The organism is Vibrio sp. D431a (assembly GCF_030248655.1).
GTDB classification, from domain to species: domain Bacteria; phylum Pseudomonadota; class Gammaproteobacteria; order Enterobacterales; family Vibrionaceae; genus Vibrio; species Vibrio alginolyticus.
The window spans coordinates 170,821-197,137 of the sequence record NZ_JAHGAP010000001.1 but is presented as its reverse complement, the minus strand read 5'-3'; the positions used below and the strand labels follow the sequence as shown (position 1 = coordinate 197,137).

Sequence of the window (26,317 nt, the reverse complement as noted above, 5' to 3'; positions counted from 1 at the left end):
ACACATTCACACAATGTGTGTGATTCTTTCCGCTACATGTGATTTCTTTTTTTAAGATTCAGCAAAAAAACACACAGTGTTAATAATCTAAACTTCATAGTATCAACACACCAAACTCCATCATTCATGTTTAATTATGTACATCATCGCTACATTCTTAGGTCTTGATTCATGAGATGTCCTTATTGCTCTAGAATTGTCTAGTGTCAAATCAGCACTGCTACCGTCACCGCCATCAGCACCACCACTATTTCTATTCCAGTTACTTCTTGCAATTCCACTAGGCCACCTTGCAGATCTGTCATCTGCATTCCACTTCGCTGTAAACTTTTGATCGGTATCTCCCTGATACGAACCTATCCTACGACCTGAATCCAACCCCTTCCCGTTGTCTACACCTCGTACAAACACCCCTCGCAAATCTGGCACGCGGCTTCCTATTGCAGCTCTAAGAAGCGGATATGGATGAGTACTCTGACCTTTACATTCAATCCACCCACTTGGTGGAGTTCCCTTTGACCAAATTGATATTGTTCCAACAGGTACACTTTCAACGGCAGGAGCCCAAATCTTTGATGAGGACTTGTTTTGGCAACTTACGATGATTCCACTAGTGGTAGATGCAAAGTCTCCAACATTATCCCCACTACAGCTAGACCCAATAGATACAGGTTTTGTAGACCTAAATGTTTTAGCCACTGTTAAGTGACTAGTGGATGTACCGCTTGTGAACACGTTTCGCTTAAAATAGGAATCACTAAATACTGTCAAGGCACCTTCTACAGATGAGCTTCCCTTCGTAACAGAATCCCCTTTGTTTAAAGAGTCCCCGTTTACAACTAAGGTTCCTTTTGTAAGTAGATCGCCGCCAACCTCAGTATCACCCTCAACGCCTAAAGAACTTGCAAATGAAACATCACCTTTTGCCGCGATATTACCTCGACCATCAACCTCAAAAACGCTTACTCCAGAGTTGTTTGTTAAACCAATAAAATCATTTGCGACAATAGAATTAAGATATGCACTAGAAGTAATGCTTGATGGCGTCCCGCTTGCTGACAATCCACAATAAACATCAGAACCGCTCTTATCTTTACATGTAACCACAACAGGAGCTTCACTCTGCGATCGTACTAAGTTAAGACCTGAGGTATAAACCAAGTCTGATACAACGTCCAAGGAGTCATCTACGGGGTCAAAGTTGAGACCACAGGGAACCTCTTTATAGTTTTTTGGAGCGTCTTGTTTATAGCAAGTAGCCACAGTAGCCCCAGATGAGAATCTAAGGCTATTTCTCATGGTGTTAAGCCCATCAACTCTTAAATACACATCCTCCCCCATCAGTGGCGATGTGCTTGTCTGATACTTCACCTGTATGGCACACATTGAATTCAGTGAATGACAACTCGCTGCTGTCACATCCTCACCAGTTGCCCTATTGATTGTTTTTGATGTTATTGTTCCGGTCATACTAAGAGATTGGTGAAGCTTTAACTTTTTGAGTATGTGTGGATACAAATGGGCGTATTCGTAGAATTCAGAAGGATTGGCGTGGAATAGCTCGAAAGACCATTCATTAATAAGAGCAGGTGCAGACGGTGAATTGGCTCTCTTCCCCGTCATAGAGAAGTTGAATGGTAACTTTTTAGGACTAAATAAATTGCAAGTTATCAGAGATGAAGCGCTATTATCCGTAATAACAGGAGCCCAACCTAATGTCGGGTGTCCGCAGTCGGGATTGTCTTTGCCGATCAGCTCATGCCCGAGCATTTTTTCGATAACTTCTTCAGTATCTCGCCATTCTTGATCCCAACTTCCATTAGGATGCTTAATACCGTCTAGAAAAACTCTTTTATCAATGGCAGAAGCTACATGCGTTAGGTCTACAGCGAACTCTTGAGCGTATTCCAATTGATTTATTCGATTTTCAACTTTAGCGCGATAAACAGCCGCAGTTGTAATGATTGCCAATGCTAAAATTGCCTCGGCTAGGACAAATCCTCTTCTTTTTAAAACCTTATCTTTAAAAAACATTTTTTTTCAAACCTAATATTTTGCATTGCTTTTATCTAGGCATTAATTAATAAAAAACGTTTATTACCATTAGGCTTAGTTACATTTTATGCTGTAGTCCTGCTCTAACAGGTACAAAAAAAAGCCCAGTAACTTTACGTTACTGAGCTCTTAGAAAGAGGAATGGTTAACGAGGCATTAAATCTCTATAAATTGCATTTAACGTCTCAATAGACAACCGTGATTCGCCCATATCAGTTAATGCAAAGGCTCCCTTTTGAGCCCAAGAAGATAGAGTTTTGGTGAATAGTCCTGACAAAATAGCCCGATCATGTTCCGACATGGTGATTACAGATTTATCTACGCCAATCTCGATATCTTTGATAGCAGTAATCTCGTAACGACCATTTAGATAGTCAAAAAGGTGCATTTCAACCTTGATAGAAGTAGTCTTCCAAGAAAAGGTCATATTGGCTTTTCTACGTACATCAAGAGCAAGTTCAGGCTTATGAATCACGCCAAGAGAGCTTACAGTGAGAAGTGCCTTACCACGATCCCCTGATAGATTCTGCTCAACTGCTACTTCATGGAAAGAACTCAATACTTCTTTTACATTAGGGCTCAAAGCCTCTAGAGATGACGAACTTGAAAGCAACCCTGTTACAAGCTTCGAAGTGAGAGCTTGGCAACGCTCGTTGTACTTTGAAGCCTCATGAATTACGGAAAATTCCTCTCGCAACTTGGCAGAAAACTCGGTATCCATTCGCTTTGCAATGAAGCCTTCTTTCGTTTTTGGCAGCTCCTTAAGGGAGCTAGAGAGTGTTGGATGGTCTGAGCCATAGTTGAATGCGGGAGCAAGCTCGCGTTCAATATCACGGCGCTTTACAACATTTGAGCCAGCAACTTTAGAAATGAACAACTCTACACGCTTTACAAGCTTGTTAAAGTCAGCATTCGAATTTACCCACATAGACATAATAATTCCTCTTCGGACATGTATTCACAGGCGCTTCCTCTACTGTGCATCTTAGAGTCCATTGATGAATTAACAGTTCTAAGGTACGACAAAGATAAAATAATACTTCACTTGACCAAACCTGCATAAGAGGCGGAAGCGGTGCGGCAGAAGTGTGTCAATGACTCCGCGAAGATTTGTAGTTTACAGCAATTAAGTTAAAATACAACGATTGACATTTATCTCAATCATGGTAGATTAAATCTGTCGCAAACAATGCCAGCCCACGATAGCGTGAAGCTCGCCTTGCGATAGGCCACCCCAGCCTGCGTAAACTCTCGACACCTTATTGGTGGTTGGTAAATGGGTTATTGAGCATTAAGTTAAATACAAAAGTTACATCGCACATACGAAATACAAAGTGTGTGAAAGGTAATAAATCGAGAGACCAAGTTCACACACATCTATAGGTATAAGTATGTCTACACAATTCAAACTCGCTGAAGTTCTTAAACTAGATCGCAAAAGTTTCGACTCCCTGTCGAGCGAAAATAAAGAACTCTTAAATTACTTCAAAGAACATGGTTCTTCATTTGGTATCGAAGTAGATGTAGTGAGTAAAGTTTCAAAGCTCGGTAAAGAACATCTCTCTACGGATGCTATCGATGTTCTCTACCCAAAAGAGGTTCGAGTCAATCTTACTGACGAAATGACCCAATTCTTGCCTTTCACAAACTCAGCATGGCAAGCACTCAGCCACAACCTAAACAAGGCACTCACAGAGGGAACTAAAGGTCAGTATCGTCAAAAGGCTTCTTGGCTCCGCTCTCAAATCGCCAAATCATTGCCTTACACCAAAGAAGGTTTCAATGAAAACACACTTGTTAGTTTTCTAAAAAAACAAGAGAAAGGCTCACATCAATTCAACGTACAACCAGACGTTACTCGCTTCATGAACAGCGTTGATATTGACCAACTTTCATGGTTTGATTTATTTCAGCTTCCAAGCGTAAACAAGAAAGAGCTTAAGGAAATCATGCTTAAAGCCGTTCAAACCTGCTCGCTTTTGGAATACAAAAATCAAACCCATAATGGTGGACTTGTAACTATCTCGGTTACAGGTGCTGGTGATTACCAAACCTACCAAGATGAAAACACCGCTCTCATTGATGCGTTCGAGCTCATTGATGCGTACTCACTTCCTTACCTTTACACCATGGAAGCTAACAGCAACTCCGCAACTGAGCCTGAAGTAGCGTTAACTGAGGATGTATTACGTCTCTTAGGTATCGATAAGGAAGTTTACTCTACAAATGACATTCGTCGTGCGGTCGTTTCTGGCTATGGCACACTTGAACAGGTAGGTTACGTAATCAAAAAAAATACACCTAAGCACAGTTTGTTTGCGAATGATGAATTTTGTTCTCCAAAGGGAGATAAACCAGTCTCACCAAATCATGAGGAACCATCAGTCAGTTTATTGAATGAGTTTATCCTTTACTCTACGTACGGTATTAAGAATATTCTTGAAGAAAACGCAGAGAAGATTGCAGTAGGAATCCGCCGTATTGTAAACGACGAGAGTAGTCTCGGTGGAGATCTCTATCAAGAAGTCTCATTGCTAGATGGGAACCTACAAGAAAGCTTCAATGACTTATCAAATAGCCTTGAGAAAAAGATTGCTTGCGGAGACTACGAAATCCGTAACGAGTTAATGTGTTGGGCTAATAGCTTTCAAAACATTGAGCTCCTAAACGAAGTAGCTCAAAACTATCTCACTGATGCCGAAAAACAAGCGCCTTTTGCTAATCAGATGACCATCGCTGCCTGTTATCTTGCACGTGAAGTAACACATGATGCTCTTATGGCATTTGTTAATGAAATTGGTGCTGAATGCTTGGATGAGTATCCGAGTGACGAAAGCACCCCAAAGGTGATTTATGCTGGCTTGCAAAAGTCAGGCTTCCTCGATGCCTTATTAACACGACTTAAGGAACAGGCTGCACGATTCCATATTATGTAGTTTTTGGTGTTAGGTTCGCTAGCACCTTCTTCCTTTGCTATTTTAAAAGGCTTGATTTCATATCCCAAAAACAGCCAGTCAAATGTTTTTAAAAAACATTTGTGGCATTATCGCAATGTGGTATAATGGCTCAAATATTTTAAATGAGTCATTCCCATGAAATTCAAAATCAATAAAGACGCTCTATTAAACCCCTTAGTAAAGGTCGGCTCTGTTGTAGGCGGTCGCCCAACGCTGCCAATTCTAGGGAACCTCCTTTTCGACACCACATCAGGGTGTCTTAAAATTACAGGAACCGACTTAGAGATCGAACTTGTAGCAACCATTAATGACTGTGAAATCATTGAATCTGGTGCTATCACCATCCCATCTCGCAAAGTGATTGATATTGTCAAAAGTCTCCCTAGCGGTGCAAACCTCACATTCACCCTGAAAGACGGCAATGTCATTCTTAGCAATGGTCGTAGCCGTTTTACAATGAATAGCTTGTCAGCAAATGACTTCCCTAACACAGAGTCTTACGAAGTAAACGCAAGTATTGCACTCCTTAAGAAAGACCTTAAGACCCTAATGCAAAAAGCATCGGTCGCAATGGCTAACCAAGATGTTCGATACTACTTAAACGGCGTGTTCTTCGAGGCACAAGGTGACACTCTAACTTGTGTTGGTACTGATGGTCACCGTCTTGCTGCTGCATCTTCGGCTGCAAATACTCAAAAAACCACTGAGGATGCGTGCCATTTCATTACTCCAAGAAAATCAGTTTCAGAGATTGTAAAGCTTATTGACAATGTGGATGGCGAAGTGACACTTCAAGTATCCTCAAGCAGCCTGATCATTGACCTTGGTGTCATCCGCATTTCTTCAAAGTTAATTGATGGACGATTCCCAGATTACAGACGTGTAATCCCTCGCAATGCCGATAACATCACTCGTGTAAACCGACAGGAGCTCATTAGCAAAATCAAACTTGCAATGATCCTAAGTAACGAGAAATTTCGTGGAATCGAAGTCTTATACAATACCCCGTCAGTCACTATTAAGGCGAAAAACGCTGAGCACGAGGAAGCTGTAGAATATCTAGATGTGTCAGATTACCAAGGCCAGCCCGACCTTCGTGTGGGATACAACGGCTCCTATATGCTAGATGCACTGGGTGCTCTAGAGTCAGATGAAGTGTTATTGAAACAAGGGGAAGCTAACTCAAGCTGTGTTGTGGTTGGGACAGACACGCCTGACATCTTCTTCATCGTCATGCCTATTCGACTATGATGTGAATTAGTTCTACAAGGAGAGTTTACTGCTCTCCTTTTTTATTAATGGAGAAAATAGAATGAAAGATAAAAAGCTTGGCTGCACTTATCAAGGCAATGAGTTCGGAGCGCACTATCTTGATAGTGAGTGCATTGACGGATATCTATGGGATATGGATAGCGGTGGCGTTGATGATGAAGGTAACTCGTACTTAGACTCTGGTGGCGACATACCTTGTCCTTCCTGCAATAAGAAAAACCACATTAAATATCATTCTGAAGAATGGCTCGACAAAGGATTTTGCTCTCTAGACGAAGGTCGCGTCAACACAAAATCATTAAGACAAATGTTTGGAGAATACGACAGTGACTTTAAGCGCAGAGCTCGCCGCCACTGGCACAGAGGCCGCCGCCAAGCAATTTCTGAGCAAAAAGCAGAAAGATCTAAACGCATTAGCGCAAATTAAGAAAAAATTGTATTCATACGTCATCATTGAAAGTTAGAATGACCTCAAGCAGACAAAGAGAGCCCTTATGCATAACATCAAGTTCAATCCAGATACAGTAGACGCGATACTAGATAGGTTTGAGTTCAACCTCGTTCGTAGTGAGCATGGTATATTGCATTGGTGTAGAGTTATGAGTAATGGACTTCATCTCGCCTCTTTAGATGATAGAGTCAATAGACAAGTCGTTTTCTGGTTTGCCTTATTTCATGACTGCTGCCGTGAAAATGAATACGAAGACCCCCTGCATGGTTCACGTGCCGCAGCCTTTATTGAAGAATTCAAGGATGAACTATTCCTTAACAGAGATGATATTGAAATCTTAAAAGAGGCTTGCGCCACGCACAGTGACGGTACACACAGTGACAACCCTACAATAGCAGCTTGCCATGATGCAGACAGGCTTGATCTAGCTCGTGTTGGTATCGTGCCGGATGCAAAATATCTCACATCGGAAAATGCTAAAGATGAAAAGCTAATGGAAACCTGTACGGTTAGAGGTTTTTCATGGGCGGTGCCATACGAGATTATCGAAGATCTTGGTCTAAACCATATCTTTGAGGAGCATCAATTTGGATAGTTTGATGATAGATGATGAGAAGTTCGAAAGCTCCATTCGAAAGCTCGATGTCGAAATCAATAAAGCTCACAAGTTACTTGATGACTTGGTTGAACAATACTTCGAGATACCGATCGATGTTGACAACAAACTATGGAGTGATGCAAAGAAACTTGAGTGCTCTTACTGGAGTGCAGTGGTTATTTACAAAAAAAGTATCTTGCGACACCTCGAAGGTGAGTTAATTAAGCTTGGCTACACTGGACTACAAAAACAATAAAGGCTCGATGATCGAGCCTTTATCTAAGAATTGAATTAGTGAACTTTAATACTAATTGGTGTTTGGCACTTATCTAGTAGATGCTCAAAGGTGGTTTTCTTCATATCTTTGCACTTTTCAAGAATCTGTGAAAAAACACCACAAGAATCAAGTTCATCTAAAATAATGCCTTTAATCCACTCAATGACATCTTCATTAACTGCCAAGTCGACGCCAATGCTGTCAGCATTATCGTCATCAATTAAGTCATAACAACTTGCAAAAAGGCTTGAGATAGATTCAATCTCAGGCATTTTATGAGAAGTTATTGCCGACGCATCTTCTTTGTAAAGCGAAATGTATACGCTATTGGTCACCACGACCCCCTGTGTTAACTTTTTGAACCGAACTCAAATCTATCAGCAATGATGCCACAACGCAAGTGTTTTTAAAAACATAGCACATATGCACCTCATTTAATCATGTCAACTTTATTGTCTTGGAAAAAGTTTATATTCTTATTAGTACACACAACCGAGAAAAAATGAATAAATACACAGTACTAACAGAGAGATTAACGATCCTCTCAGAGGCATTTAAAAAAGCTGGAGGGCAAGTCTGTTTAGCAAACGATGATTTGTTAAAAAATAATGGAAGCATCCTCAGTGAGCATGGACTGAACAGATATGCTCGTGCATCACTTATGAATATTGGATTCAAAGACTTGCCGCTCATCGAGTTTGAAAACCTAACTAGCACGATGGCTACCGACTTGGAGAAGTACGAAACGGGTTTATGGAACATTTCCAATGCACTTGCAAGCGCCTCTGAACTAGCATCTAAGGGAGAGTCAGCTGTTAAAGAGTACGTTACTGAAAAAGTTGGTGCATTTGTAACACCCATGCTGAATGAATCACAACTTATTGATATTGTGATTTCTGGCAAAATGACAGATCTTGGTTTGAACAAGCTATCATGGGACGACGACGCTGTGATCAACCCCTCTGAAATTTCTTTCATCACGTCACAGTTAGATAACATTGAGACAAAACTAGACGTTAAACAATCAATGTCACCCCCTAGCCTAAAGCTGTGAACCAATAATCCCCATTCATATACAACACCCCTTGAGGCATGATTACATTATGCTAATGGGTTGACTTAATGGTGATTTTTTAGAAGTGTTTTTTATTATATGTCTAAAGCACTTCGGTCAAAATACTAATCAAAAAAAAGCTGACACCACAAATAAAAATCAATGAATACTGACCATTTATTAAAAAGGCACGTTAGGGAAGAGAAACCTTTCTCAGACGAAGCTGCTTACGAGCATTTACAGAAAAAATATCCTGCCGAAAACCATGAAGGTATTGATCGTAAAGGGGATTTTATTAAGGTTTATCGAGGTATGAATCTCAATAGCAAGGCGCATCACACCAATACAATGAACAGTCTAAATCAAGATGGCTACTCAAGTGTTTATGCGGCATCTTGGTCACCAGATTTTGAAGAAGCGAAAGGTTTCGCTGAATCAAGAAAATCCTATTATTTAACCGAAGAAATCGCCTCATCACATACAAAAATGGTTAATGAAAGCGAAGAAGTCGCAGGCTACGGTGGAATCATACTTGAGGCGTGGGTGCACAAGGATAATCTATTGGATGTAACCGCCTCTGATTATGCGATAGAGGAAGAGTTTCTATTAAGACCAAATACTGTAGTGTTTCCCGATAAAATTCATGAAATAAAGACTTATCGCAGACAAATTGAAGACGGAGACCTCGATATTAATCAGGAGCTCATTAAGCATAAAGGCGACATAGATGAACCAGTTGTCTCGCATATACTAAGGTGTCACTTGGACAAAACAACTAAGGCTACAGCTGAACAACTATTCGATATCGGCGAAGAAATCTATATGAAAACGCTGAGCAAAGAAGCGAACTTTGAGATAACTGAAGATTTTAGACCAGCTGATAGGGATGTTTGCGGCTATGTTTACTATGATGCGGTGAGTAAAGAAAAAATCCTTAACGTAGTTGTTCCCTATACTCTAATAACTTTGGCAGACAAAGGTATGTTCAATAAGGAGCAGTTTGAAGAAGTTCGTGAGATAGTTGACGATTGTGCTGAATACTGTATCGAACTGATGGAAGAAACTGGCATTGATGAGCTTGGTTATTGTCAGAACTACTTATTAGCGTATGCCTCACCTAAGATTAAAGATGCTCTTTATTTCAAAATCTGCCAAAAGTATGGCGATGAAATTCGAGACATAACTTCTTATGAATCAATAAGAGAGATTAATAAACACTCTGGTGATGAAGGTGAATTTAAAGCTAGAATCAACGAGTTCGCAGAAAGGATGAGGAAAGCAACAACATCTATCAATAGTAAGAACATCCCCGACCTTATTCCTGAAGAAAGAACGCTGAACGATCGAAAAGTCATTAAACCAAGTTTTTGACGCCAGACAAAAAAGAAGAGCTTGGGGTAGCTCTTCTTTTTTTTGTTTTATTGTTCTGGGAATGATTCCTGAGTGAAAGTTAGATACTCCTTCTCTTCATCTACAATCTTTCTTGCCAGATCTCTAATTTGTTCTTTGAAAGAATTAATCGTTAAAGATTTACCTAAAGATTTAAACTCATCTTTATGAGTTCGGAAGTTCATCTGATTGAACTGGTCATCCATAAATGACTTCATATCCTTATGAATCATCGGATCGTACATTTTTAGCTTATTGATAAACCCTACATACTTAAGATGGCGTTTTTCTGCCAAGGCGGCTTTAGTCTCACCTGTAGTCTCATAATAGCGAACAACATCACCCGTTAAGTAGGCCACGATAGTGCTATAAATAGTTCTCGCTCTCTCATCATAACCAAATGTACCATTAAAGACGCTTTCTAACTCCTCATTCGTTAGTTCGGATAGGGCTTGAAAGTCGATGTTATTCTCCCATGCAAAATTCGAAATTGTGCCTTCAATGATCCAAGGGATGTTGTTCCTGTTATCATCCTCACTGTACCCGTCCCAAGGTAGCGATTTAAGATACATCTCCACAATACCCTTAGAAATGACCACTCTGTTGAAATAATCACGCTCATACAAGTCCTTAGGCAGTAATATACGGTCATTTCTAACCACAGAACATGTCGAACACTCACCGTTAGCCATTGTGTGGAACTCTATAAAAGTTGCATAAGTGTTCTTGCGAGTTTGTTGTAGCTTCAAGAAATCAACCGCGAGGTCATTTGAATCGAAACACCCAGAATATAACCGTTTACTATTAATACCCCTTAGAGAGCCACAAGCTTCATTAACCGCATTGTCATTAAATAACCAGTAATCAATTACCTGCGTCTCGTAACCAGCTATCTTTTGCTCTCTTAACTCATCCCTCAGGATAGAGTCTATGACTCTTTCAGATGCACTCATGGCTGCCTTAGCAGGGCTCAAACCACTCTCTAGAAGTTCATTGAAAGCCTTTACGAATGGAGCTAGATTAAGCTCTAATTCGTTGTTCTCGCCTTCTTCGCTATCAGCCTTTTTATCTTTGTCAGGATCGTACTCAATCATGGTCTCTGCACCGTTATAGAAGTTGAGCAAATCTTTAGCGATCATTGTTTTTAGGAAGCGATTTGTTGAGATATTCTTATTGTAAGGTTTACCGATAATTGTGGCTTTTTCATTAAAATTAAGCATCAAGTTGGTTAATGAATCTTCCGACACAAGCGCTGCAAGCCTTTTAACGTACTGTTGCCCCGCCTGACCTAATGTCGAAAGTGAATTTGCTGACCATCTCTTCCCATTTAATGTGTTTACCATTTTTACATTCTCGTAGGTATGGACAACATCACCATAATAGTCACTCCCTAAGGTGAAAGACTGACTCATTATCACATCATCTTGACTCTCAATCACCATAGGATAAAAGGTAACGCCTTCCGGCATCTTTACCTTTTTGATTGGAGTTTCGTAATCTGGACGACTCCCTTCGTTATATCTTCCACTCTCGCCACTTCCGCCACAGCCAGTAAGGAACATACTGGCAATGACTGAACAAAGTATACTTTTCTTTAGCATCTGTTTTTTAATTAAAGATAAGCATAAATCACCACAAGAACAACAGAGCTAGCTCAATACTTGAGCAACTAAACACCTATGATTCAGAAGTTCAATTATGGAGTTGAACAATTCTTAATCATTCAGTTTGATTGCATAAGTCCTTATTATCAACATCAAATAAAATTCCAGATATTCAAAGTTTTGTTTGATTTATAATGCCACAATGGTAAGATGCGTACCAACCTTATGCGTGGTACGTCACGTTGTAGGATCTTGCATACTCTTTCAAAATCTCAGGGCGATTGGTTGCATTTTGTGCAAACAACGCCCTTTTTGGTATTTTTGCTTCTAATTATGTATATTTGAAAATAAAACACTAATGGCAAAAAAACGCAAAAGAGAACGAGAGGCAAAAAAAGAAAACCTCTTACAGCAATTGCGAGATAATTCTTCGCCTTCTACTGCAATGAATTCGCAGAAAGTTGAAGTTCGTGTTCTCGGTCTTGCTGAAGCATTTTGCCGCAAAGAGTTACAACGAGATCCAGAGGCTCTTGAGGATGTAAAAACACTCTTCAAAGCACTTGGTAACTCTTACTCAACTCGTGACGGCATTCTCGACAAGGAAGGAAATAAAATAGAGTTAGGTAATTACTTAAATGCTGGTGGAGGTAGAAAACAAAAAATCCAACAACTCTCTATAGATAAAAGAAACAAACCGATTCGATTCTTGGTTACTAGAGATTCAAACAAACTCATTGTAGCGCACGGAATATTCAAGAAGAATGATGGCAATGACTACAAGAGAGAATGTACCAAGGCTAGTGATAAGGTAAAGGACTACAACCGAAACGGCGATCATTCCACTTTTGATGAAGTAATGAAAATTCTCGGTGAAGACAAACCGTCCTCGCCAAACTCCAGAATGAGACTAAGGTAAAATGTAAATGCATTCACTTGAAACTCAAAATAACCTTGAGAAGATTAGTTCTTGCTTAGAGGTCATAGGAAGCGCTATGGAATACATAGTTAAGCCAGAGCGCAACCTTTTCAAGCCCGAAGGGCACTCTGACTTCGATAAGGTTTTTGGTGAGCTTATTCACCTTTCTGATGACTTAGCCCTAACACTTGCGTACAACGATGTCCTTACATACGCATTCCCATTTGCACATGCAGGCAAAAAACATCAAGTTTTGTCACTACCAGATTTTCATCCGTGTATGCATGAGTGGGAAACTGTATGTAACGAGCTGTCTGAGTCAGACAAAAACTTCAAGAATCGCCTTAAAGATGAGGTTGAATGGCGCGTAAATTACGCCACAATTTTGATCGACTACATACTGAAATCTTGCAACCATCGTGACGCAACTAGTTGCTCCATGATGGCTAGAAAAAACAGCAAAGCAACTTTCGATGATGCTTACAAATTTGTTTTAGATACTTACCCTAGAGTTTCTTTGATTGCACGCTACAAGGGCTCAATAGTTGAACTTGTTCTTCATGAAAACTTTGAAGAAATGGAAATAATTACGTTTTCCGAATAACGGAACTCTTTAAAACCATTCTTTAGAATTTTAATCTAATAAGAAAGGGGTTAACGCCCAACAGGAATGCAATGAAAGGCAAGTACATAGTGGTAGAAGGGATTGAGGGTGCAGGCAAGACGAATGCTACATCTTTAATCGAACAAGTTTTAAAAGACCATTTTATTTCAAAAATTGACACTCGCGAACCGGGGGGAACCCCCGTTGCTGAAGCTCTTCGAGGTATTGTCAAAGCAGATGGTTTTAGTTACGAAAAAGAAGAGCTCTATGATAAATCGGAGTTACTAATCCTTTATGCAGCAAGACACCAGCTTGTAGAAGGTGTTATCAAACCTGCTCTAGAGTCCGGCAAGTGGGTCATAGGTGACCGACATGATCTCTCCACCCGTGCATATCAGGGCGGCGGAAGAGGAATCCCCGACGAAACAATTGAGGTTATCTCAAATCTAACTCTAGATGGCTTTAAGCCCGATTTGACCATCTATATGGATGTTGAACCGAAGATAGGTCTTGAACGAGCTCGTGGACGCGGAGAGCTTGACCGAATCGAGCAAATGGATCTTGAATTCTTTGAGCGAGTAAGAGCGAAATACCTTGAACTTGCAACCTCTGACCCGAACACGATTATCATCGACGCATCAAAAGACATTAAGTCAGTACAGAATGACATAATGATCAAATTGTCGCTCTGGCTCCAAGACAATATTGTTTAATTTACGCGACTTCATCCTTTTGGATGAAGTCTCATTTTTCACTCAGGAGAATAGATTCGAATGCAGAATAATCACATTGCCCGATCTTTAAAAGAATTAGTCCTAGAGACCTTAAAAGACTTCAAAGTCCACAACTGGGATGGCTCCAGTGACATTAGCGAACTTAGTAAAACGAAAACCGTTCTGCGAGATACCGCAATCGAAGAACAAGTACTACTTGGAAGTTCTTCAATTTGTCCTTTTTCAATTGACTCAGATGTTTTTCTTCACGCCATTCGAGAAAAAGTTGAACACATTTCCACAAACCAAGTTGATGCTTACGATAGTTTTGATTTCAGTATGACGATTAACGACAAAAGTATCGAAGTACGCTGCTTAAACTCTTACGACAACGATGATGTTTATGAAAACAATCACATCTATGATATAGCCTTTCTTGCTAACAACCATTGTTTTGTTTGTAGTATCAATATTAACCTTGAGAATGATTTGTACGTTTTTGATGTAGATGTTTACCGTTCAATTGAAGAACTTGATACATCATTCTTAAACTACAAAGGTAAGCGTAGTCTTTACTCTTACCCAAGGTTGGGGGTTTCACTGAAATTCGAAGGCGACCCATCAGCTCACGAAATTAAACCGCATAGAGTCCACCAGCAGGCGAAGAATTGGGGTTCAGCACCACGTCACTTTTACCAAACTATCGAAGTCCAAACTGACTAACATCGACAAAAAGAAATATATCTAATATTGCTGACGGAGTTGCCGTCAGCAATAAAAATAAAATAATGGCGCAAATAAAGTGAATTCAGAAAACCCTTACAACCTAAACACCGATTACCAAGAACTTTGGTCAAGGCTCAATGAAGGTCAAATCATAGCTGCCTTCGTGAACTACAGCTTTAACGGAAACGACTTCATATTTAGAGACATTTGCCAGATACGCATGAAAGGCAACGAGATTAATGGCTTCGTTCGTGGCACAAACTACTTTTCACTATCTGAGTTTGATGTGAAGCTTTGCAATATGGACAAAACTGTTCCCGATATAGACTTAAAGAAACTGTTTATTCTAAACTGCGAAGCTCTTAAGTTAGGTTGGATAAAACCTTATTAGAATGCCTTCACACCTTTGTGAAGGCACGCGTAAGGCTAGAACAATTCACCGACAACAGGCGTAACTTTCAAACCACCAATGGTCTTTAGAGAATGAATCAACGCTTCCTTTGGGTCTTCGTTCAAGTTGAAGTCCACAACTGTGTACCCGTACTCTAACCGCTCTCCCTTAGAGCCTACTTCCTTGTACTTAAAGAACACACCTGAATACTGCCCTTCCATATCATTAAAGAAGCTTCGGTGGTCAATTAGATTTAGGTTCGTGAAATCGACCTCAGCTGGTAAAAGAGGCTTAAACGGAGCCACATAGTTATTCTCTGCTATAACTTCCTTGGCTAGTTTCACAGGAATGCCGTTCCCATGCATTGCCGCTTCTTGTAATAACTTTTCGTCATCAAGTGCGGATGCGATTTCCTTTCGGAAGAACTTAATAAACCCTCGGTCGTCCTCTACTTTAGACGCGAGAAGAATTGCCAACTTGTGCTGATCGAACTCAATCAAGGTGTAGTTATCAATCACAGTCTAATCTCCATAATTCTGATTACGACGAAGAATATCCTTTAGTTGCATAAAGTGAAAGGAATTTTGTCATTGCATCAAAGAAATCTTTGATAGCGAATTTTTATCAATCAGAAGTAAATACCCAATTGTTACAATGACTTGCCTAATATACAATAATTAGCTTATTTCCTTAACTCTCAATGAACTAAAGGATTTTGCATATGGTTCAAACAGTAAATCTAAAGCGATTTTTTGGTATAATCGATCAGACATTTAACTTTGTGCGCTGGCACGCTATCGATGACCTTGCTACATCGAAATGCAGCGGACAAAACGCTTCGATTCAAAAAGTTGAGTACAATCTTGACCATGTGTGTGTCTTTTTTGAGGACATTCCTCCATGCAGCTGCTGTCCTGCTACCACACTTGCTAGTGTTACCGTTTCGCATGATGACATCCTTGAACTAGCCAAAACACATAAACACAACGACTGTTCTATCGAAGACATTAAGTATTTCCTTACCCACTCAAGTGCTGTCATTAACAAAGCAGAAGTTGTTGGTGAAAAGAAAGCAGAACTAATGGGTTATGACGGGCTCCTTTATGCTGTTGATGGAGAAGGCGGTCAATTAAACTTTGATGTTTTAGCCGAAGATGATTCGACTAATTTCACCGTAGAAGTGATGGTTTCATTGGGTGAATTGGAGTCTAGTGACGAGGTGATTGCAAGTTTATCAAGCGAGATCACTCAAAAGAAAAAAGAAGATGAAGCTAACGCTAGAGAAGAAGAACAATTACAAATTGAGCGAAAAAAAGATGAGCGTCGACGTCAGCTCATAACTCTTGCGCAAGAATTTTCAAATGAGTTTCTCTTAATCAGAAAAGACAATAACGAGATTGTTGATAATGACACTAAGTACAACAGCAAATAGGTGGTAGCCCAATGAAAGAAGATCGATCATATCTAACAAGATTCCTAATTTGGCTCGGAGATAAAACCGAGCTCTCCTTTCTGCCAATGTGTAAAGTTTTCAATAACAAGAAAACCGAGAGTTACACATTGCGTTATGACATGCTTGTTGTAATCCAATCAACAAAAAAAGAATGTAAAAGCAAAGATGTTATCCCTGCAATTTTTGCAAGCCAGACACTGATTGACAAGATGAGCGGTTTGATCGAACAAAGAAGGAAAAAATAGCCTTTAGCGAAAACACTCGGACAGCATACTTTTTAGTCTAAAAGATGGTTATTTTGTGACTTGGTTAATAATGCCACAAAACTTATTTCATTGAGTGAATTTATATGTGGCATTATTACTACATAGACAGAGCCACTAGAAATAAACAAAAGTGGCGACAAAATAACTAATGGAGATAACATGAAAAAGTCCCTAATCCTAGGCTCAATCCCAATGCTTTTCACTGCTAGCGCATTTGCTGGCACATACGTTACAGGTAACGTTCAACTTCACTCAGATGATTTACACGGCTCTAGTGCAACATCAACGATTGAAGCGGGGCATACGTTTACAAATGAAATCGGCGGTCTTACTGCATATTCTGAGATCGACGGCATCCAACTTGGTGAGTTAAAAGGAACTGAAGTTGCTTACCCTGCATTCCTTACGGTAGGCGTAGAGCAGTCTTACTCGATCAGCCCTAATCTTTGGGTGGCAGCAGGATACCAACACTTACTTAGCCAAGGCGACAGTATTCAATATCGCCCACTGATTAAGATTGGCTACAACTTTGAAAATGGGGTTGCTATCAGTAACCGTACCCGCGCACACATCGACGCAACAGATTCTGATTCAGACACTGACTTCCGTATGGATAACAGAGTTGCTTACTCGCCAAGCGAAGCTCTGAGCCTAAGCTACAACAATGTATACATGATTGACGCTAGCGTCATGGATCACGAACTTCGAGCTACTTGGACACGTGCAGGTGTTCAACCGTACTTTGAATTCCGCAATCAGGCGGACAATGAAAACAACGCTTTCGTATTTGGTGCAACTTACGCTTGGTAAGTCGTCAAACAATGCTTTTCATATGCCACCACCTCCGGTGGCATTTTTTTTCGAAAATCAAAGAGCTTTTAACTTATAAGGGTAGCTGACCGAGTAAAGCTAAGGCGTTTGCTTTGAGAATGGAAAATGTAACCTCAAGCTTATGTTTGAGGCTACTTATGGTAACTTGGCTGCGTAATAACCTACGCATCGGTTAAAAATAAATCCAGCCAGATCATGGTTTTGTAATTAATTTGGGACGCCGTATTTTTTTGCGCCCTCTGCTATTTCTCGTGCAATACCTTGCGCAATATCATTCACATAATCAATATAATCACCAACTGTCAGGCCGTATGAATCAGCTATGTGCTTGCCGAAATCAGGAGTCTGATCTGTTTGATCAGGGTAGTAATGCTTGCCCTCGCCATTAAAATTAGTGATATATGTACGGCGTTCTTCTTCACTATTATTAACGTAACTTAGTGAAAACTGCACATAACCGCATACCTGTTCAACGCTGTTAGTTTCAACATCTAAGGATTTGTATTGTTCGATATCAAGCGTTAAGTCTTTGCGAATTGAATCAGTTAACAACCGATCCATAATCACTCTTACTTTATGTACGTTATTACGAATCGTTGTTTGTAGATGAACATTGCCCATCTCAACGGCTGCTTCGTAAGCGCTCTTGTTTTCTTTCAAAACGTCAATAACGTATGGGCGCAGTTCATTTTTTACCGCTCCGTAAGCGACGGCGGTTAGGATTTCGATTTTCATGTTTTCTCCAAGCGCTTGTTTATGTTAAGCGGATGAGTCGACAATATTACAATCAAAAAATGGTTGCAATCATTTTTTGATTGCAACCATTTTTCTCTTGTTCAATGTTTTAAGCAAACGACTTGTCTTTAAGGCTGCTCCCTTTGATGGAGCAACAGAATAAATCCAAGCCTCTATAACTTGAACGCTTCTATCGAGTCATTCATCTGGTTTGATTTTGACTCTATCTCTTGAGCTATTCTAGAATTATTATCAGATACATCCTTGCTAACGAGCGCTAAATCGCCTATTTCATTCATTGATTGAGTAATCATATCGGCTGACTCTTTTTGACTCTGTAGTTCTGCTACTATCTGCTCTGTAGATGACACAACAGAAGCAATATCAGCGATGATTCCTTCAATACTGCCCGAGACAACTGAAATCTTATCAACGCTATTGTCTCCGTGATCCTTACATGCCTGTATGCGCGTTACAACTTTGTCTGTTTGTTGTTGTATCGTGTTTATAATTTCTGAAATCTCTTCAGTAGAACCCTGTGTCTTATTCGCCAAGCTCCTAACTTCGTCTGCCACAACGGCAAATCCTCTACCGTGCTCTCCAGCGCGAGCCGCCTCTATTGCTGCATTTAGTGCCAACAAGTTAGTTTGATCAGCTATATCTCTAATAGCTTCCACAATCCTATATACCCCGCTTGATAGAACTGCCAAGTCTTGCATGTCAGCAGCTGAACCATTCAGTTCCTCACTAAGTGATTCAATTAACTTAGCAACGCCTTCAACCTCGGATTTTCCTTCAGTGGCCTTAACTGAACTTTGGCGAACGCTGTTAAAAACCCCCTCTTCTGTTGCAACGTTCACTTCAGCAATGCTTAGATTCAAACCTGTTATAGCCTCTTTGACCTCTTGAGTTCTTTCGCTTTGAATTGTTGCTGATGAAGCCATATCGCTTGCTTGTTTATTTAAGGTCTTTGATGTCACATTCAATTCACCTGCATTTTCCTGAACTTGCTTTGCTACCTTTGCAAATGAACTAATTAGCTTATTCATGCTTTCTTGGATGTTGCCTATCTCATCATTGGCATCCACAGTAAACGGCACACTAAAATCCAGATTTTCAGATAAGTTTTCAATTTGTTCTACCGCTGTTTCAACGCGAGATGTAATGCGCTTAACTAGCATTAGAAGAGCCACCAGCAAGCAAGAAAAAAGAGCTATGATAATCGCCCACTCAATCTTAGAATTGTAATCCATTGCCTCTTTAGCCGATAAACCAGTCGACTTCTGCATTTGTTCAAACGTTTTCTCGGCAGCATGAGTCGCCTTACGCATTTCCAGCCTCAATCCCTCTGAGTCAGAATACCCGAGCTCTAGGTACATATTATGTATGTCCTTGATCAGCTTGACCATGTAACCAAATTCAATTTTGTTTGAACCCTCCATAGATTCATAAGCCTTCAACACCCTCTGATATCTTTCTTTATCTGGTGTATTGAGGTACTCAGAGATAGAAAGGACGATGGACATTGATGTTTTCGCATCAAATTCAGGCATCTGAGTTATCACCCTCAGTTGATTCCCCGCGTTCTCCAGCACTCCTTTATCTAGAGCCATGTCACCGATCTCTGTCAATCCATTAACCACTTTCTCAAAGTTTGCTGCATAGTCACCAATTAAGCTCTCAACATTACCCAGTTGTTCAATTGGCAAGCCCAGCTCTAAAAGCTTGGCCTTCATCTCTCCTGACTTTTCATAAAAGTCTGTCATATTGCCAGCATGTCTCGCCAGATACTTATCATCAAGCCTCATCAAAAAATCTTTCTCATTTCTTCTCAGAGAAAGTAACTCTTTGTTCAGATAGTTTATATCTGCCTTTAAAGATTCAATTTTTGAGGTTTCTTTATCAAAGTGAGCATCCATTACCAACACACCGCCGATAGTTCCTGTGGCTAACCCAGTAAACAGAAATAGTTTTGACTTTATATTCATCGTTCCTTTTTTTCATAAAGGTATTGTTTTACTTGCACTGACCTCAAGCCAATTGAGCAAATACTCATCAAAAACATTCCCGCAACCAATGTTGCAGCCTAATTTAAATTGATGCAATTAATACCAAAGAAACCCAGATTTAAAGGGACTGAAAGCTCTCAAGTTAAGTTGTAGACACTACAAAATTTGATAAAAAATAATCGTAAGATTTCTTGGCAATCATTGACATAGCAACCGACAATGCCATAATCAATGCGCTTATCTGTGAATATGAAAGAGGATTGACAGGAAAAGCACGAGAAGTAAATCTCTGCCGCTCTCGACGCTCACAGGCGTTTTGGCACAAAATCATGACTCACTGTTAAATGTATCGTCATATATAAAGACACTTGTTTAGACCTAAGCAAGTGGTAATGAGAGCAACTACTAGCAAAAAGGTCATCCATAAACGGAGTCTCAAAATGACTAGAAACACCTATGCCTCGAAGAAAGAGTTTCATAGCTTTTCAAGAGCAGCCTCTCTAGCTTTTAATACAAATCTCAGCACCACGCAGTACAAACTATCCAAGGCAGAAGGGTTTAAGAACACCAACTCACTACTAGCTTCCCTACCAGACAAAGCTAAAGATGAACGCCTGACAAACATTTTTGAAGAGTCGAACCTGACACTGTTAGAGCTTCAATCTGAACATTGGTCTATACAGGGCATGTTTGTGATCACGACCTCGGGACACAAGCACACACCAACAAACGTGTTCCTTAAAGCACCTTTGTATGTATCGGTAATTCAAAACGGCAAGGTCTTTTCAGATGCAGAAATCCTATGCGAGCCCCACGTCATTGTCGATTCAAGCCAACTTGGCGATGTTAGTTGTGTAGAGGTAGCAAAATCTGCTTTTGAGCATTTATCGTCTGGTCGAAAGATTTATCCACTAGCCGTAATACAGAGCAACCTCAACCGAGACTATATAATCGAGTGTCACGAAACACTTAGGCGAAAAATAGTAGACAAGGATGGTGAACGCCCTTTAGCAAGCTACTTGGTTAAATATGGCTCAGTTCAACAGTTTAATGCTATTTGCAGAATGCCGACGTTAGTTTCAGAACTTGGTTTGACCAAAGACCTTACTGATAGATACTTGAAGCAGTTATTGACCCTGTGTGGAACCGAGGGGGACTTTGAGCAGTATACGACTGGTATGCCTTCCCTAGAACAAAACTTCGCATCTAAGGCTTTTAAAGACTCTGTAATGCTTGATTTAGCACATCCCGTTGAGTCTGTTGATGGTGATTACTCTAAGTTGGAATACCGAGATATATCACTTCTTAACCTGCTTGAGGAGCGCTTGCTGGTGGATAATTTACAGAGCCATTTATTACAAGAAGCTGACGTTAGGGAGCTTGATTGGGGAGGTTCATATCTAGGTCGAATGCGCCTTGAAATACAAGGCAAGCTTGCCAACAGAGACTACACTCTCAACGACCTAGAAACTAATGTCAGACGTCACCTGATCCACATATTCAAGATGTATGAGCATTCAACCCTTGCTCAAACAAAATCACTGCTAGGCAAAGCTGATTTGATACCTAAGATTGGTTACCTGTTCCATATCCAAAAAGAACTACATGACATTCTTTACGATACTGAGTTTTGCGCAGAAACTTTGTCGCAAGACTTGGGGTTAAAAGAGTTTCCTGATGGACTCTCTATCCTAATCAACAGGACTATTGCCTCATTGGACTACACACTAACAAATGGGATGAAAGACTTATCCTTCTACGTAAACTCGACTCAGCAGCTTTTCAAAGCAATCCCAAACGACATTCTTAACGAAGAGTGTGAAATAAGCTTTGAATTTGCCAAAATTCCAGTAACTAAAGGTCGTCATACAGTAAGAGAAGCGCTTGGAAATGCACTTACGTTCAGCAGGGCGAGGTAAAACATAAACCTATCTTTTGTGAACCTAAAACGAATAACTCCCTCACCTAATTCGGTGAGGAATTCCCATTACATGGGTGCACACTAACACCGATTCTCCATAGGCGAACAGGCGGAATTCTTGCTCTAAAACTTTAGTTCGCCAACAACATCTGCCTTGTAGCCGTAACTGCACCTGATGCACTCAAAATACGCTTGATCTTTGAGGTATCCTCATTCCGTTTTTTAATATCAATTCAGATAGTAACGAACAACCATTTGACTTTAGATCTAAAAGAACCATAATAAGACTGCTTTTCTGGCGGTGTGAAAGAGAACCGTACAGTTAGAGCATAGGAAGTAAATCCTTGCCGCTCTCAAGTTATAAATATAACTATGGCACCAAATCATGACTACCTACATTACGTCATTAAACAGCAAGCACTTGTCTTAACCAAAGCAAGTGGTAACGAGAGCAACTACTAGCAATCAGGTTAAAATCAACAAGGAGTCTTGTAATGACTAACTCTATCTATTCTTCAAAAAAAGAATTTCATGCCTTTTCTCGCGCCGCATCAAACGCTTTCAATTCAAAGTTAACCACAACTCAATTTAAACTAGCAAAAGAAGATGGCTACAAAAACACGAACTCACTCTTATCAGCTTTACCTGATGCATCTACGGTATCGAGTGAATATGTAGCAGCAGAAGAATCAGAGTTGTGTTACGACGACCTTTCTGAATATTTTTGGCAATCTTACGGCTCATTTATCATTACAGGTTCAGATGGTCGATTTCAGAAACGTCCCGTTAAAGTAAATGCACCCGCTTTTGTTTCTCTAATTAAAGACAACAAAATTTTCTGTGATCAAAACATCCTTTTGATGCCGATCAACATTCAAGACGTCGACGAAAGCGACTCCTACACTGTAATCACACTCAGCCTGTCCACGAATAATTCTTCAAGCGAAAAAATGATGTCATACCCTTTCGCTGTACTACAAAGTAATCTGAATACTAACTACGTGATTACGTGCCAAGATGTTTTGAAACTACAGTTTCACAATAAAGGGAATATTCGAACTCTAGCCTCATATTTAATTGAACTGGGCTCGGTTAAGCAGTTCAACGCTATCTGTCGGATGCCTGATTTAGTTGAAGAACTGAACCTCATTGAAGAACTAAACGATCGCTACTTTAAACAAATCCTTAATTTAGGTTACGAGAGTGGTAGTTTCGAAGAGTTTGTAACAGGAATGCCGTATATCGCACCCGCAACTGTTACAAAAGAAGATAAGGATTCAATCCTGACTGACCTAGCCACCCCTTTAGAAGCTTTAAATGGTGACGCTAACAGGCTATTTGTACAAGTTCACCCTCTTTTTGAATATCTTGAATCAGAATTAATGGACAAAACTGAAGAGGATCTCCTGTCTGACAGCAACCCTTCAGGTGAAAATTATCTGAGCATTCTGTTAATGAACTTGCGTAAGAAAATGAACGAAAAAGACTATGAGCTTTCAAACTTAGATAATTCTCTAAAAGTGCATTTTTTGAATTTCTTCAAAATGTATTCAAGACATATTGAGCTTGAGTCAATTCATGCCAAAGAGGACATTGAAGACTTTAAGTACTCAGTCCTATACTTTTTCTGGAGGCTTCAAGAGTTTAACGTGGTTCTTGATGAGTTTAAGTTTTCAGAAAACCTTCTCCTAACAAAAACATGCATCCCTCAAGAGCCAACCATACTCGATGTATTCGTAAACAATACTCTTGAAAGTTTTGAGGATTCAATTTCGAATAACAATGAAGACATGGACTTTGTACTATCTTGTACACAAGCTCTATTCAAATTCATCCCTGACTCACTTATGACACGTAAAGTTAAAATCGTAACGAACCTCCTTAGAGCCGAAGGTGAGTTAACAACACAGGAGGCGTTAGGGCAAGTCATGAAACTCGGCAGAATGGTGGTCTAAATATTCATACCACAGCAGCCTAGCATTGCTGAGGTGTCATTTGCTAGGCTCATTTTGTGGTATCATGGTTCTAAATTAATGAAAATTGGGTTTTTATGCGAATTCAAAAACGACAAGAAACAAAGCCATTCGATCTTGAAGAAGCAAGAGCGTGGGCTAATTCAGGAAAAGACCGTCCACCAAATATTGCTAGCCGAGCCACTACTGAAAGGCACATGAGTGAATTCAAACCTGTCATTGTGAAGCCTAGCGAAGAAAAAAAGTAATACTTTCCAGAGGTCTGGAAACTTAAGTCGACAGTTATACCGTTTATTACTGTAATAATTGTCGACTTAGCGCACTAACTTAACCTCAGATCTATTCTTAAGTGATACACACTCTCTCTTATGAGGTTCAAATTCCAAATACATTACCTCAACAGACTTCTTTACCTTTGCATCTGACATGTTCAAAGTCCTCTGATCAAAAGCTCTTAGAAGCCCATTGGAGTCGTAACCAAGGTTGCCATCATGTAAGTCCGTAAATTCAAACCCAGATGATTCAGCCTCAGCAACCAGACCCTCTAAGTCCTTCAGAAGCTTTTTAGCACCACCACTAAGGTTTAGGGCGCGAACATCGACAAAATTAAAATCCCACTCAGCTTCTTCCAAAGCGTCTTCGAACTCCATAAACCACTGTTCTATTCCAGCCGTATTCAAGAAAGTTTGCTTTAAAACAAACTCATCATCACTAATTTTATGGAAATCATAATAATCAACACAACGATTTAGTTTATTTCGATGAGACAATAGAGCCATGTGCACTTCTCTTAAGTCACCTGTCACTTTTAGAGCAAAACCATGTTCAGTTTCAAATACATGTCCGTTTAATCCGCTAGCAACATAACGCTTAATCTTGTCACCTGATTCCTGTGCATACTGTGCGACTATCAACCTTGTTTTTAAATCTAGTTCCTTCAATGTTTTCTATTAGTTTATGAACTACGGCAAACTTAATAAAGCTTGATTACATACTCAGTCATGGCATAATAAGCGAGGTTTAACGCACAGGTGAATTAAATGAAACAATTGGAAACCGAAGTTTTACGAGGCAGATTTCAGGCTGTCTTAGACGAGCTATTGACTAAGCATCTTTTCCTAGAGCAAGACTTTCTTTGGAAATTTACCACAATGGAAGCTGAAGAACGTAACACCTTATGGAAAGAGCTTCTTTCAAATGGCTACCCAAACAATTCTCTTAGTCAGAGTATTCGCAATATCAGACTTGTACACGTTAGGGACTATTCAACTTTAGAACTCGCCATTTTTGATGGTCAGTTGCGATTGTCCTACATCGACTCTGGCAACGAAAAAGGTATAGGGAACGGTACAAAAATGATGAATATTATTTGCCAGTTGGCAGATAACTATAAGATCCCTATCGCACTATCCACATGGACAGAAAAAGTAGGAGAAGAGAATGCACTTCGCTTAGTGAACTTCTATCGAAAATTTGGTTTCCAAATCTCTTCACGACGTAAAGATCTCGATTTCGAAAATCTATCTAATGAAGACTGCATTGATGGCATCCCCATGTTGCGTCAGCCATCTCAAACCCAAGAAAAATAAGTCCTCTTTGGAGCTGGTGGATGTTCTGACAAAATAGACATTAATGTGGCATTATGTCAAAACAAGGTTACTTTAATTCTCGGCAGGTTTTGCCGAGTTCACTAGTTTTGACAGGAATACCCAATGTTAAATTTCGCGGACACTAAACAAATTGCTTTAGGTAAAGAAGGCTTGCCTATCAACGTGACAGGCAATGAAGAGTACATGGTTGTTGATGTGCAGTATTCTACTCGTGAAGTGCGCCCTGCGCTTATGAACAAGGCAACAAGAGCTCTAGTTGGCCTCGATAATGATTCACTGTTTCACGCAAGCAAAACTGTTTTGGAGGGGATGACACGCCACCCTAAAAGCACTTTTCAAGCAGGTGCTAAAGTCTATGAGTTCGCATCTGAAAATGCAGGTAACGGTCAATACACCGTAGCCTAAACGACTCTAGCTCCTTGTTTAGTCTCAAGCAAGGAGCTTCCACATGTTGCAAAACTCGATCCTCAAGCACCTTCCACCAGCATTAACCCAAAGCCACTAAAAATGTG

27 protein-coding genes are annotated in these 26,317 nt (G+C 40.1%); 19 read left to right on the top strand and 8 right to left on the bottom strand.

Annotation, left to right across the window (positions count from 1 at the left end; translation table 11 throughout):
- Positions 1–120: 120 nt before the first annotated feature.
- Positions 121–2,034 carry a tail fiber protein gene (locus KJB35_RS01120; protein WP_285469018.1) on the bottom strand — a complete coding sequence of 638 codons (1,914 nt, stop codon included), beginning with the start codon at positions 2,032–2,034 and terminating at the stop codon, positions 121–123.
- Positions 2,035–2,200: 166 nt separating this feature from the next.
- The gene (locus KJB35_RS01115; protein ID WP_285469017.1) at positions 2,201–2,989 is read right to left on the bottom strand and encodes a hypothetical protein; all 789 of its coding nucleotides are present in this window, start codon (positions 2,987–2,989) and stop codon (positions 2,201–2,203) included.
- Positions 2,990–3,446: 457 nt separating this feature from the next.
- Between KJB35_RS01115 and KJB35_RS01110 the strand changes: the two genes are divergently transcribed.
- From KJB35_RS01110 to KJB35_RS01090, 5 genes are all read left to right on the top strand, one after another.
- Complete coding sequence (locus KJB35_RS01110; protein ID WP_285469016.1) at positions 3,447–4,991, top strand: hypothetical protein; 1,545 nt, start codon at positions 3,447–3,449, stop codon at positions 4,989–4,991.
- Between the two features lie 156 nt (positions 4,992–5,147).
- Positions 5,148–6,263 carry a DNA polymerase III subunit beta gene (dnaN, locus tag KJB35_RS01105; RefSeq protein WP_285469015.1) on the top strand — a complete coding sequence of 372 codons (1,116 nt, stop codon included), beginning with the start codon at positions 5,148–5,150 and terminating at the stop codon, positions 6,261–6,263.
- A 61-nt stretch (positions 6,264–6,324) separates the two neighbouring features.
- On the top strand, positions 6,325–6,711 hold the full coding sequence (locus tag KJB35_RS01100; RefSeq protein ID WP_285469014.1) for a hypothetical protein: 387 nt from the start codon (positions 6,325–6,327) through the stop codon (positions 6,709–6,711).
- 67 nt (positions 6,712–6,778) lie between these two features.
- Positions 6,779–7,330 carry a hypothetical protein gene (locus tag KJB35_RS01095; protein WP_285469013.1) on the top strand — a complete coding sequence of 184 codons (552 nt, stop codon included), beginning with the start codon at positions 6,779–6,781 and terminating at the stop codon, positions 7,328–7,330.
- Positions 7,323–7,589, top strand: a complete 267-nt coding sequence (locus tag KJB35_RS01090) for a hypothetical protein (RefSeq protein WP_285469012.1) — start codon at positions 7,323–7,325, stop codon at positions 7,587–7,589. Before KJB35_RS01095 ends, KJB35_RS01090 begins: the two co-directional genes overlap by 8 nt.
- 35 nt (positions 7,590–7,624) lie before the next feature.
- Here the strand turns inward: KJB35_RS01090 and KJB35_RS01085 are convergent, their stop codons facing one another.
- Positions 7,625–7,945 (bottom strand): hypothetical protein, encoded by a 321-nt coding sequence (locus tag KJB35_RS01085; protein ID WP_285469011.1) that lies wholly within the window; start codon positions 7,943–7,945, stop codon positions 7,625–7,627.
- Positions 7,946–8,112: 167 nt separating this feature from the next.
- On the opposite strand from KJB35_RS01085, the gene KJB35_RS01080 reads away from it, so the two are divergent.
- The gene (locus KJB35_RS01080) at positions 8,113–8,664 is read left to right on the top strand and encodes a hypothetical protein (protein ID WP_285469010.1); all 552 of its coding nucleotides are present in this window, start codon (positions 8,113–8,115) and stop codon (positions 8,662–8,664) included.
- A 162-nt stretch (positions 8,665–8,826) separates the two neighbouring features.
- Positions 8,827–10,035 carry a hypothetical protein gene (locus KJB35_RS01075; protein WP_285469009.1) on the top strand — a complete coding sequence of 403 codons (1,209 nt, stop codon included), beginning with the start codon at positions 8,827–8,829 and terminating at the stop codon, positions 10,033–10,035.
- Between the two features lie 47 nt (positions 10,036–10,082).
- Here KJB35_RS01075 and KJB35_RS01070 read toward each other — a convergent pair whose 3' ends face one another.
- Positions 10,083–11,654 (bottom strand): hypothetical protein, encoded by a 1,572-nt coding sequence (locus tag KJB35_RS01070; protein ID WP_285469008.1) that lies wholly within the window; start codon positions 11,652–11,654, stop codon positions 10,083–10,085.
- 361 nt (positions 11,655–12,015) lie between these two features.
- Between KJB35_RS01070 and KJB35_RS01065 the strand changes: the two genes are divergently transcribed.
- The 5 genes from KJB35_RS01065 to KJB35_RS01045 all read left to right on the top strand — a co-directional run bounded on the left by KJB35_RS01065 (position 12,016) and on the right by KJB35_RS01045 (position 15,007).
- The gene (locus tag KJB35_RS01065; protein WP_285469007.1) at positions 12,016–12,573 is read left to right on the top strand and encodes a hypothetical protein; all 558 of its coding nucleotides are present in this window, start codon (positions 12,016–12,018) and stop codon (positions 12,571–12,573) included.
- A 76-nt stretch (positions 12,574–12,649) separates the two neighbouring features.
- A complete protein-coding gene (locus KJB35_RS01060) occupies positions 12,650–13,177 on the top strand; it encodes a hypothetical protein (RefSeq protein ID WP_285469006.1) in 528 nt (175 codons plus the stop codon).
- Between the two features lie 71 nt (positions 13,178–13,248).
- Entirely contained in the window at positions 13,249–13,890 is a 642-nt protein-coding gene (gene tmk, locus KJB35_RS01055; RefSeq protein ID WP_285469005.1) for a dTMP kinase, read from the top strand.
- A gap of 60 nt (positions 13,891–13,950) precedes the next feature.
- A complete protein-coding gene (locus KJB35_RS01050) occupies positions 13,951–14,613 on the top strand; it encodes a hypothetical protein (protein WP_285469004.1) in 663 nt (220 codons plus the stop codon).
- A gap of 79 nt (positions 14,614–14,692) precedes the next feature.
- Entirely contained in the window at positions 14,693–15,007 is a 315-nt protein-coding gene (locus tag KJB35_RS01045; RefSeq protein ID WP_285469003.1) for a hypothetical protein, read from the top strand.
- 35 nt (positions 15,008–15,042) lie between these two features.
- On the opposite strand, the gene KJB35_RS01040 is transcribed toward KJB35_RS01045, so the two are convergent.
- Positions 15,043–15,525 carry a hypothetical protein gene (locus KJB35_RS01040; RefSeq protein ID WP_285469002.1) on the bottom strand — a complete coding sequence of 161 codons (483 nt, stop codon included), beginning with the start codon at positions 15,523–15,525 and terminating at the stop codon, positions 15,043–15,045.
- A 203-nt stretch (positions 15,526–15,728) separates the two neighbouring features.
- Between KJB35_RS01040 and KJB35_RS01035 the strand changes: the two genes are divergently transcribed.
- Both KJB35_RS01035 and KJB35_RS01030 read left to right on the top strand, forming a co-directional pair.
- Positions 15,729–16,439, top strand: a complete 711-nt coding sequence (locus tag KJB35_RS01035) for a hypothetical protein (RefSeq protein ID WP_285469001.1) — start codon at positions 15,729–15,731, stop codon at positions 16,437–16,439.
- Positions 16,440–16,885: 446 nt separating this feature from the next.
- Positions 16,886–17,536, top strand: a complete 651-nt coding sequence (locus tag KJB35_RS01030; RefSeq protein WP_285469000.1) for a porin — start codon at positions 16,886–16,888, stop codon at positions 17,534–17,536.
- A gap of 228 nt (positions 17,537–17,764) precedes the next feature.
- On the opposite strand, the gene KJB35_RS01025 is transcribed toward KJB35_RS01030, so the two are convergent.
- Positions 17,765–18,292 (bottom strand): hypothetical protein, encoded by a 528-nt coding sequence (locus KJB35_RS01025; RefSeq protein WP_285468999.1) that lies wholly within the window; start codon positions 18,290–18,292, stop codon positions 17,765–17,767.
- 173 nt (positions 18,293–18,465) lie between these two features.
- Positions 18,466–20,280 carry a methyl-accepting chemotaxis protein gene (locus KJB35_RS01020; protein ID WP_285468998.1) on the bottom strand — a complete coding sequence of 605 codons (1,815 nt, stop codon included), beginning with the start codon at positions 20,278–20,280 and terminating at the stop codon, positions 18,466–18,468.
- A gap of 461 nt (positions 20,281–20,741) precedes the next feature.
- Between KJB35_RS01020 and KJB35_RS01015 the strand changes: the two genes are divergently transcribed.
- From KJB35_RS01015 to KJB35_RS01005, 3 genes are all read left to right on the top strand, one after another.
- Positions 20,742–22,220, top strand: a complete 1,479-nt coding sequence (locus tag KJB35_RS01015; protein WP_285468997.1) for a hypothetical protein — start codon at positions 20,742–20,744, stop codon at positions 22,218–22,220.
- A 496-nt stretch (positions 22,221–22,716) separates the two neighbouring features.
- Positions 22,717–24,177 carry a hypothetical protein gene (locus tag KJB35_RS01010; protein WP_285468996.1) on the top strand — a complete coding sequence of 487 codons (1,461 nt, stop codon included), beginning with the start codon at positions 22,717–22,719 and terminating at the stop codon, positions 24,175–24,177.
- A gap of 95 nt (positions 24,178–24,272) precedes the next feature.
- Positions 24,273–24,443 carry a hypothetical protein gene (locus KJB35_RS01005; protein ID WP_285468995.1) on the top strand — a complete coding sequence of 57 codons (171 nt, stop codon included), beginning with the start codon at positions 24,273–24,275 and terminating at the stop codon, positions 24,441–24,443.
- Positions 24,444–24,509: 66 nt separating this feature from the next.
- Here KJB35_RS01005 and KJB35_RS01000 read toward each other — a convergent pair whose 3' ends face one another.
- Positions 24,510–25,136, bottom strand: a complete 627-nt coding sequence (locus KJB35_RS01000) for a hypothetical protein (RefSeq protein ID WP_285468994.1) — start codon at positions 25,134–25,136, stop codon at positions 24,510–24,512.
- A 99-nt stretch (positions 25,137–25,235) separates the two neighbouring features.
- On the opposite strand from KJB35_RS01000, the gene KJB35_RS00995 reads away from it, so the two are divergent.
- The gene (locus tag KJB35_RS00995) at positions 25,236–25,784 is read left to right on the top strand and encodes a GNAT family N-acetyltransferase (RefSeq protein ID WP_285468993.1); all 549 of its coding nucleotides are present in this window, start codon (positions 25,236–25,238) and stop codon (positions 25,782–25,784) included.
- A 123-nt stretch (positions 25,785–25,907) separates the two neighbouring features.
- A complete protein-coding gene (locus KJB35_RS00990) occupies positions 25,908–26,210 on the top strand; it encodes a hypothetical protein (protein ID WP_285468992.1) in 303 nt (100 codons plus the stop codon).
- Positions 26,211–26,317: the final 107 nt, after the last annotated feature.

What these genes read in the sequence shown, in the direction of transcription:
- KJB35_RS01120 (WP_285469018.1), bottom strand. Translation starts at nt 2,034, where the DNA reads ATGTTTTTTAAAGATAAGGTTTTAAAAAGAAGAGGATTTGTCCTAGCC.
- KJB35_RS01115 (WP_285469017.1), bottom strand. Translation starts at nt 2,989, where the DNA reads ATGTCTATGTGGGTAAATTCGAATGCTGACTTTAACAAGCTTGTAAAG.
- KJB35_RS01110 (WP_285469016.1), top strand. Translation starts at nt 3,447, where the DNA reads ATGTCTACACAATTCAAACTCGCTGAAGTTCTTAAACTAGATCGCAAA.
- dnaN (WP_285469015.1), top strand. Translation starts at nt 5,148, where the DNA reads ATGAAATTCAAAATCAATAAAGACGCTCTATTAAACCCCTTAGTAAAG.
- KJB35_RS01100 (WP_285469014.1), top strand. Translation starts at nt 6,325, where the DNA reads ATGAAAGATAAAAAGCTTGGCTGCACTTATCAAGGCAATGAGTTCGGA.
- KJB35_RS01095 (WP_285469013.1), top strand. Translation starts at nt 6,779, where the DNA reads ATGCATAACATCAAGTTCAATCCAGATACAGTAGACGCGATACTAGAT.
- KJB35_RS01080 (WP_285469010.1), top strand. Translation starts at nt 8,113, where the DNA reads ATGAATAAATACACAGTACTAACAGAGAGATTAACGATCCTCTCAGAG.
- KJB35_RS01075 (WP_285469009.1), top strand. Translation starts at nt 8,827, where the DNA reads ATGAATACTGACCATTTATTAAAAAGGCACGTTAGGGAAGAGAAACCT.
- KJB35_RS01070 (WP_285469008.1), bottom strand. Translation starts at nt 11,654, where the DNA reads ATGCTAAAGAAAAGTATACTTTGTTCAGTCATTGCCAGTATGTTCCTT.
- KJB35_RS01065 (WP_285469007.1), top strand. Translation starts at nt 12,016, where the DNA reads ATGGCAAAAAAACGCAAAAGAGAACGAGAGGCAAAAAAAGAAAACCTC.
- KJB35_RS01060 (WP_285469006.1), top strand. Translation starts at nt 12,650, where the DNA reads ATGGAATACATAGTTAAGCCAGAGCGCAACCTTTTCAAGCCCGAAGGG.
- tmk (WP_285469005.1), top strand. Translation starts at nt 13,249, where the DNA reads ATGAAAGGCAAGTACATAGTGGTAGAAGGGATTGAGGGTGCAGGCAAG.
- KJB35_RS01050 (WP_285469004.1), top strand. Translation starts at nt 13,951, where the DNA reads ATGCAGAATAATCACATTGCCCGATCTTTAAAAGAATTAGTCCTAGAG.
- KJB35_RS01035 (WP_285469001.1), top strand. Translation starts at nt 15,729, where the DNA reads ATGGTTCAAACAGTAAATCTAAAGCGATTTTTTGGTATAATCGATCAG.
- KJB35_RS01030 (WP_285469000.1), top strand. Translation starts at nt 16,886, where the DNA reads ATGAAAAAGTCCCTAATCCTAGGCTCAATCCCAATGCTTTTCACTGCT.
- KJB35_RS01025 (WP_285468999.1), bottom strand. Translation starts at nt 18,292, where the DNA reads ATGAAAATCGAAATCCTAACCGCCGTCGCTTACGGAGCGGTAAAAAAT.
- KJB35_RS01020 (WP_285468998.1), bottom strand. Translation starts at nt 20,280, where the DNA reads ATGAATATAAAGTCAAAACTATTTCTGTTTACTGGGTTAGCCACAGGA.
- KJB35_RS01015 (WP_285468997.1), top strand. Translation starts at nt 20,742, where the DNA reads ATGACTAGAAACACCTATGCCTCGAAGAAAGAGTTTCATAGCTTTTCA.
- KJB35_RS01010 (WP_285468996.1), top strand. Translation starts at nt 22,717, where the DNA reads ATGACTAACTCTATCTATTCTTCAAAAAAAGAATTTCATGCCTTTTCT.
- KJB35_RS01005 (WP_285468995.1), top strand. Translation starts at nt 24,273, where the DNA reads ATGCGAATTCAAAAACGACAAGAAACAAAGCCATTCGATCTTGAAGAA.
- KJB35_RS00995 (WP_285468993.1), top strand. Translation starts at nt 25,236, where the DNA reads ATGAAACAATTGGAAACCGAAGTTTTACGAGGCAGATTTCAGGCTGTC.
- KJB35_RS00990 (WP_285468992.1), top strand. Translation starts at nt 25,908, where the DNA reads ATGTTAAATTTCGCGGACACTAAACAAATTGCTTTAGGTAAAGAAGGC.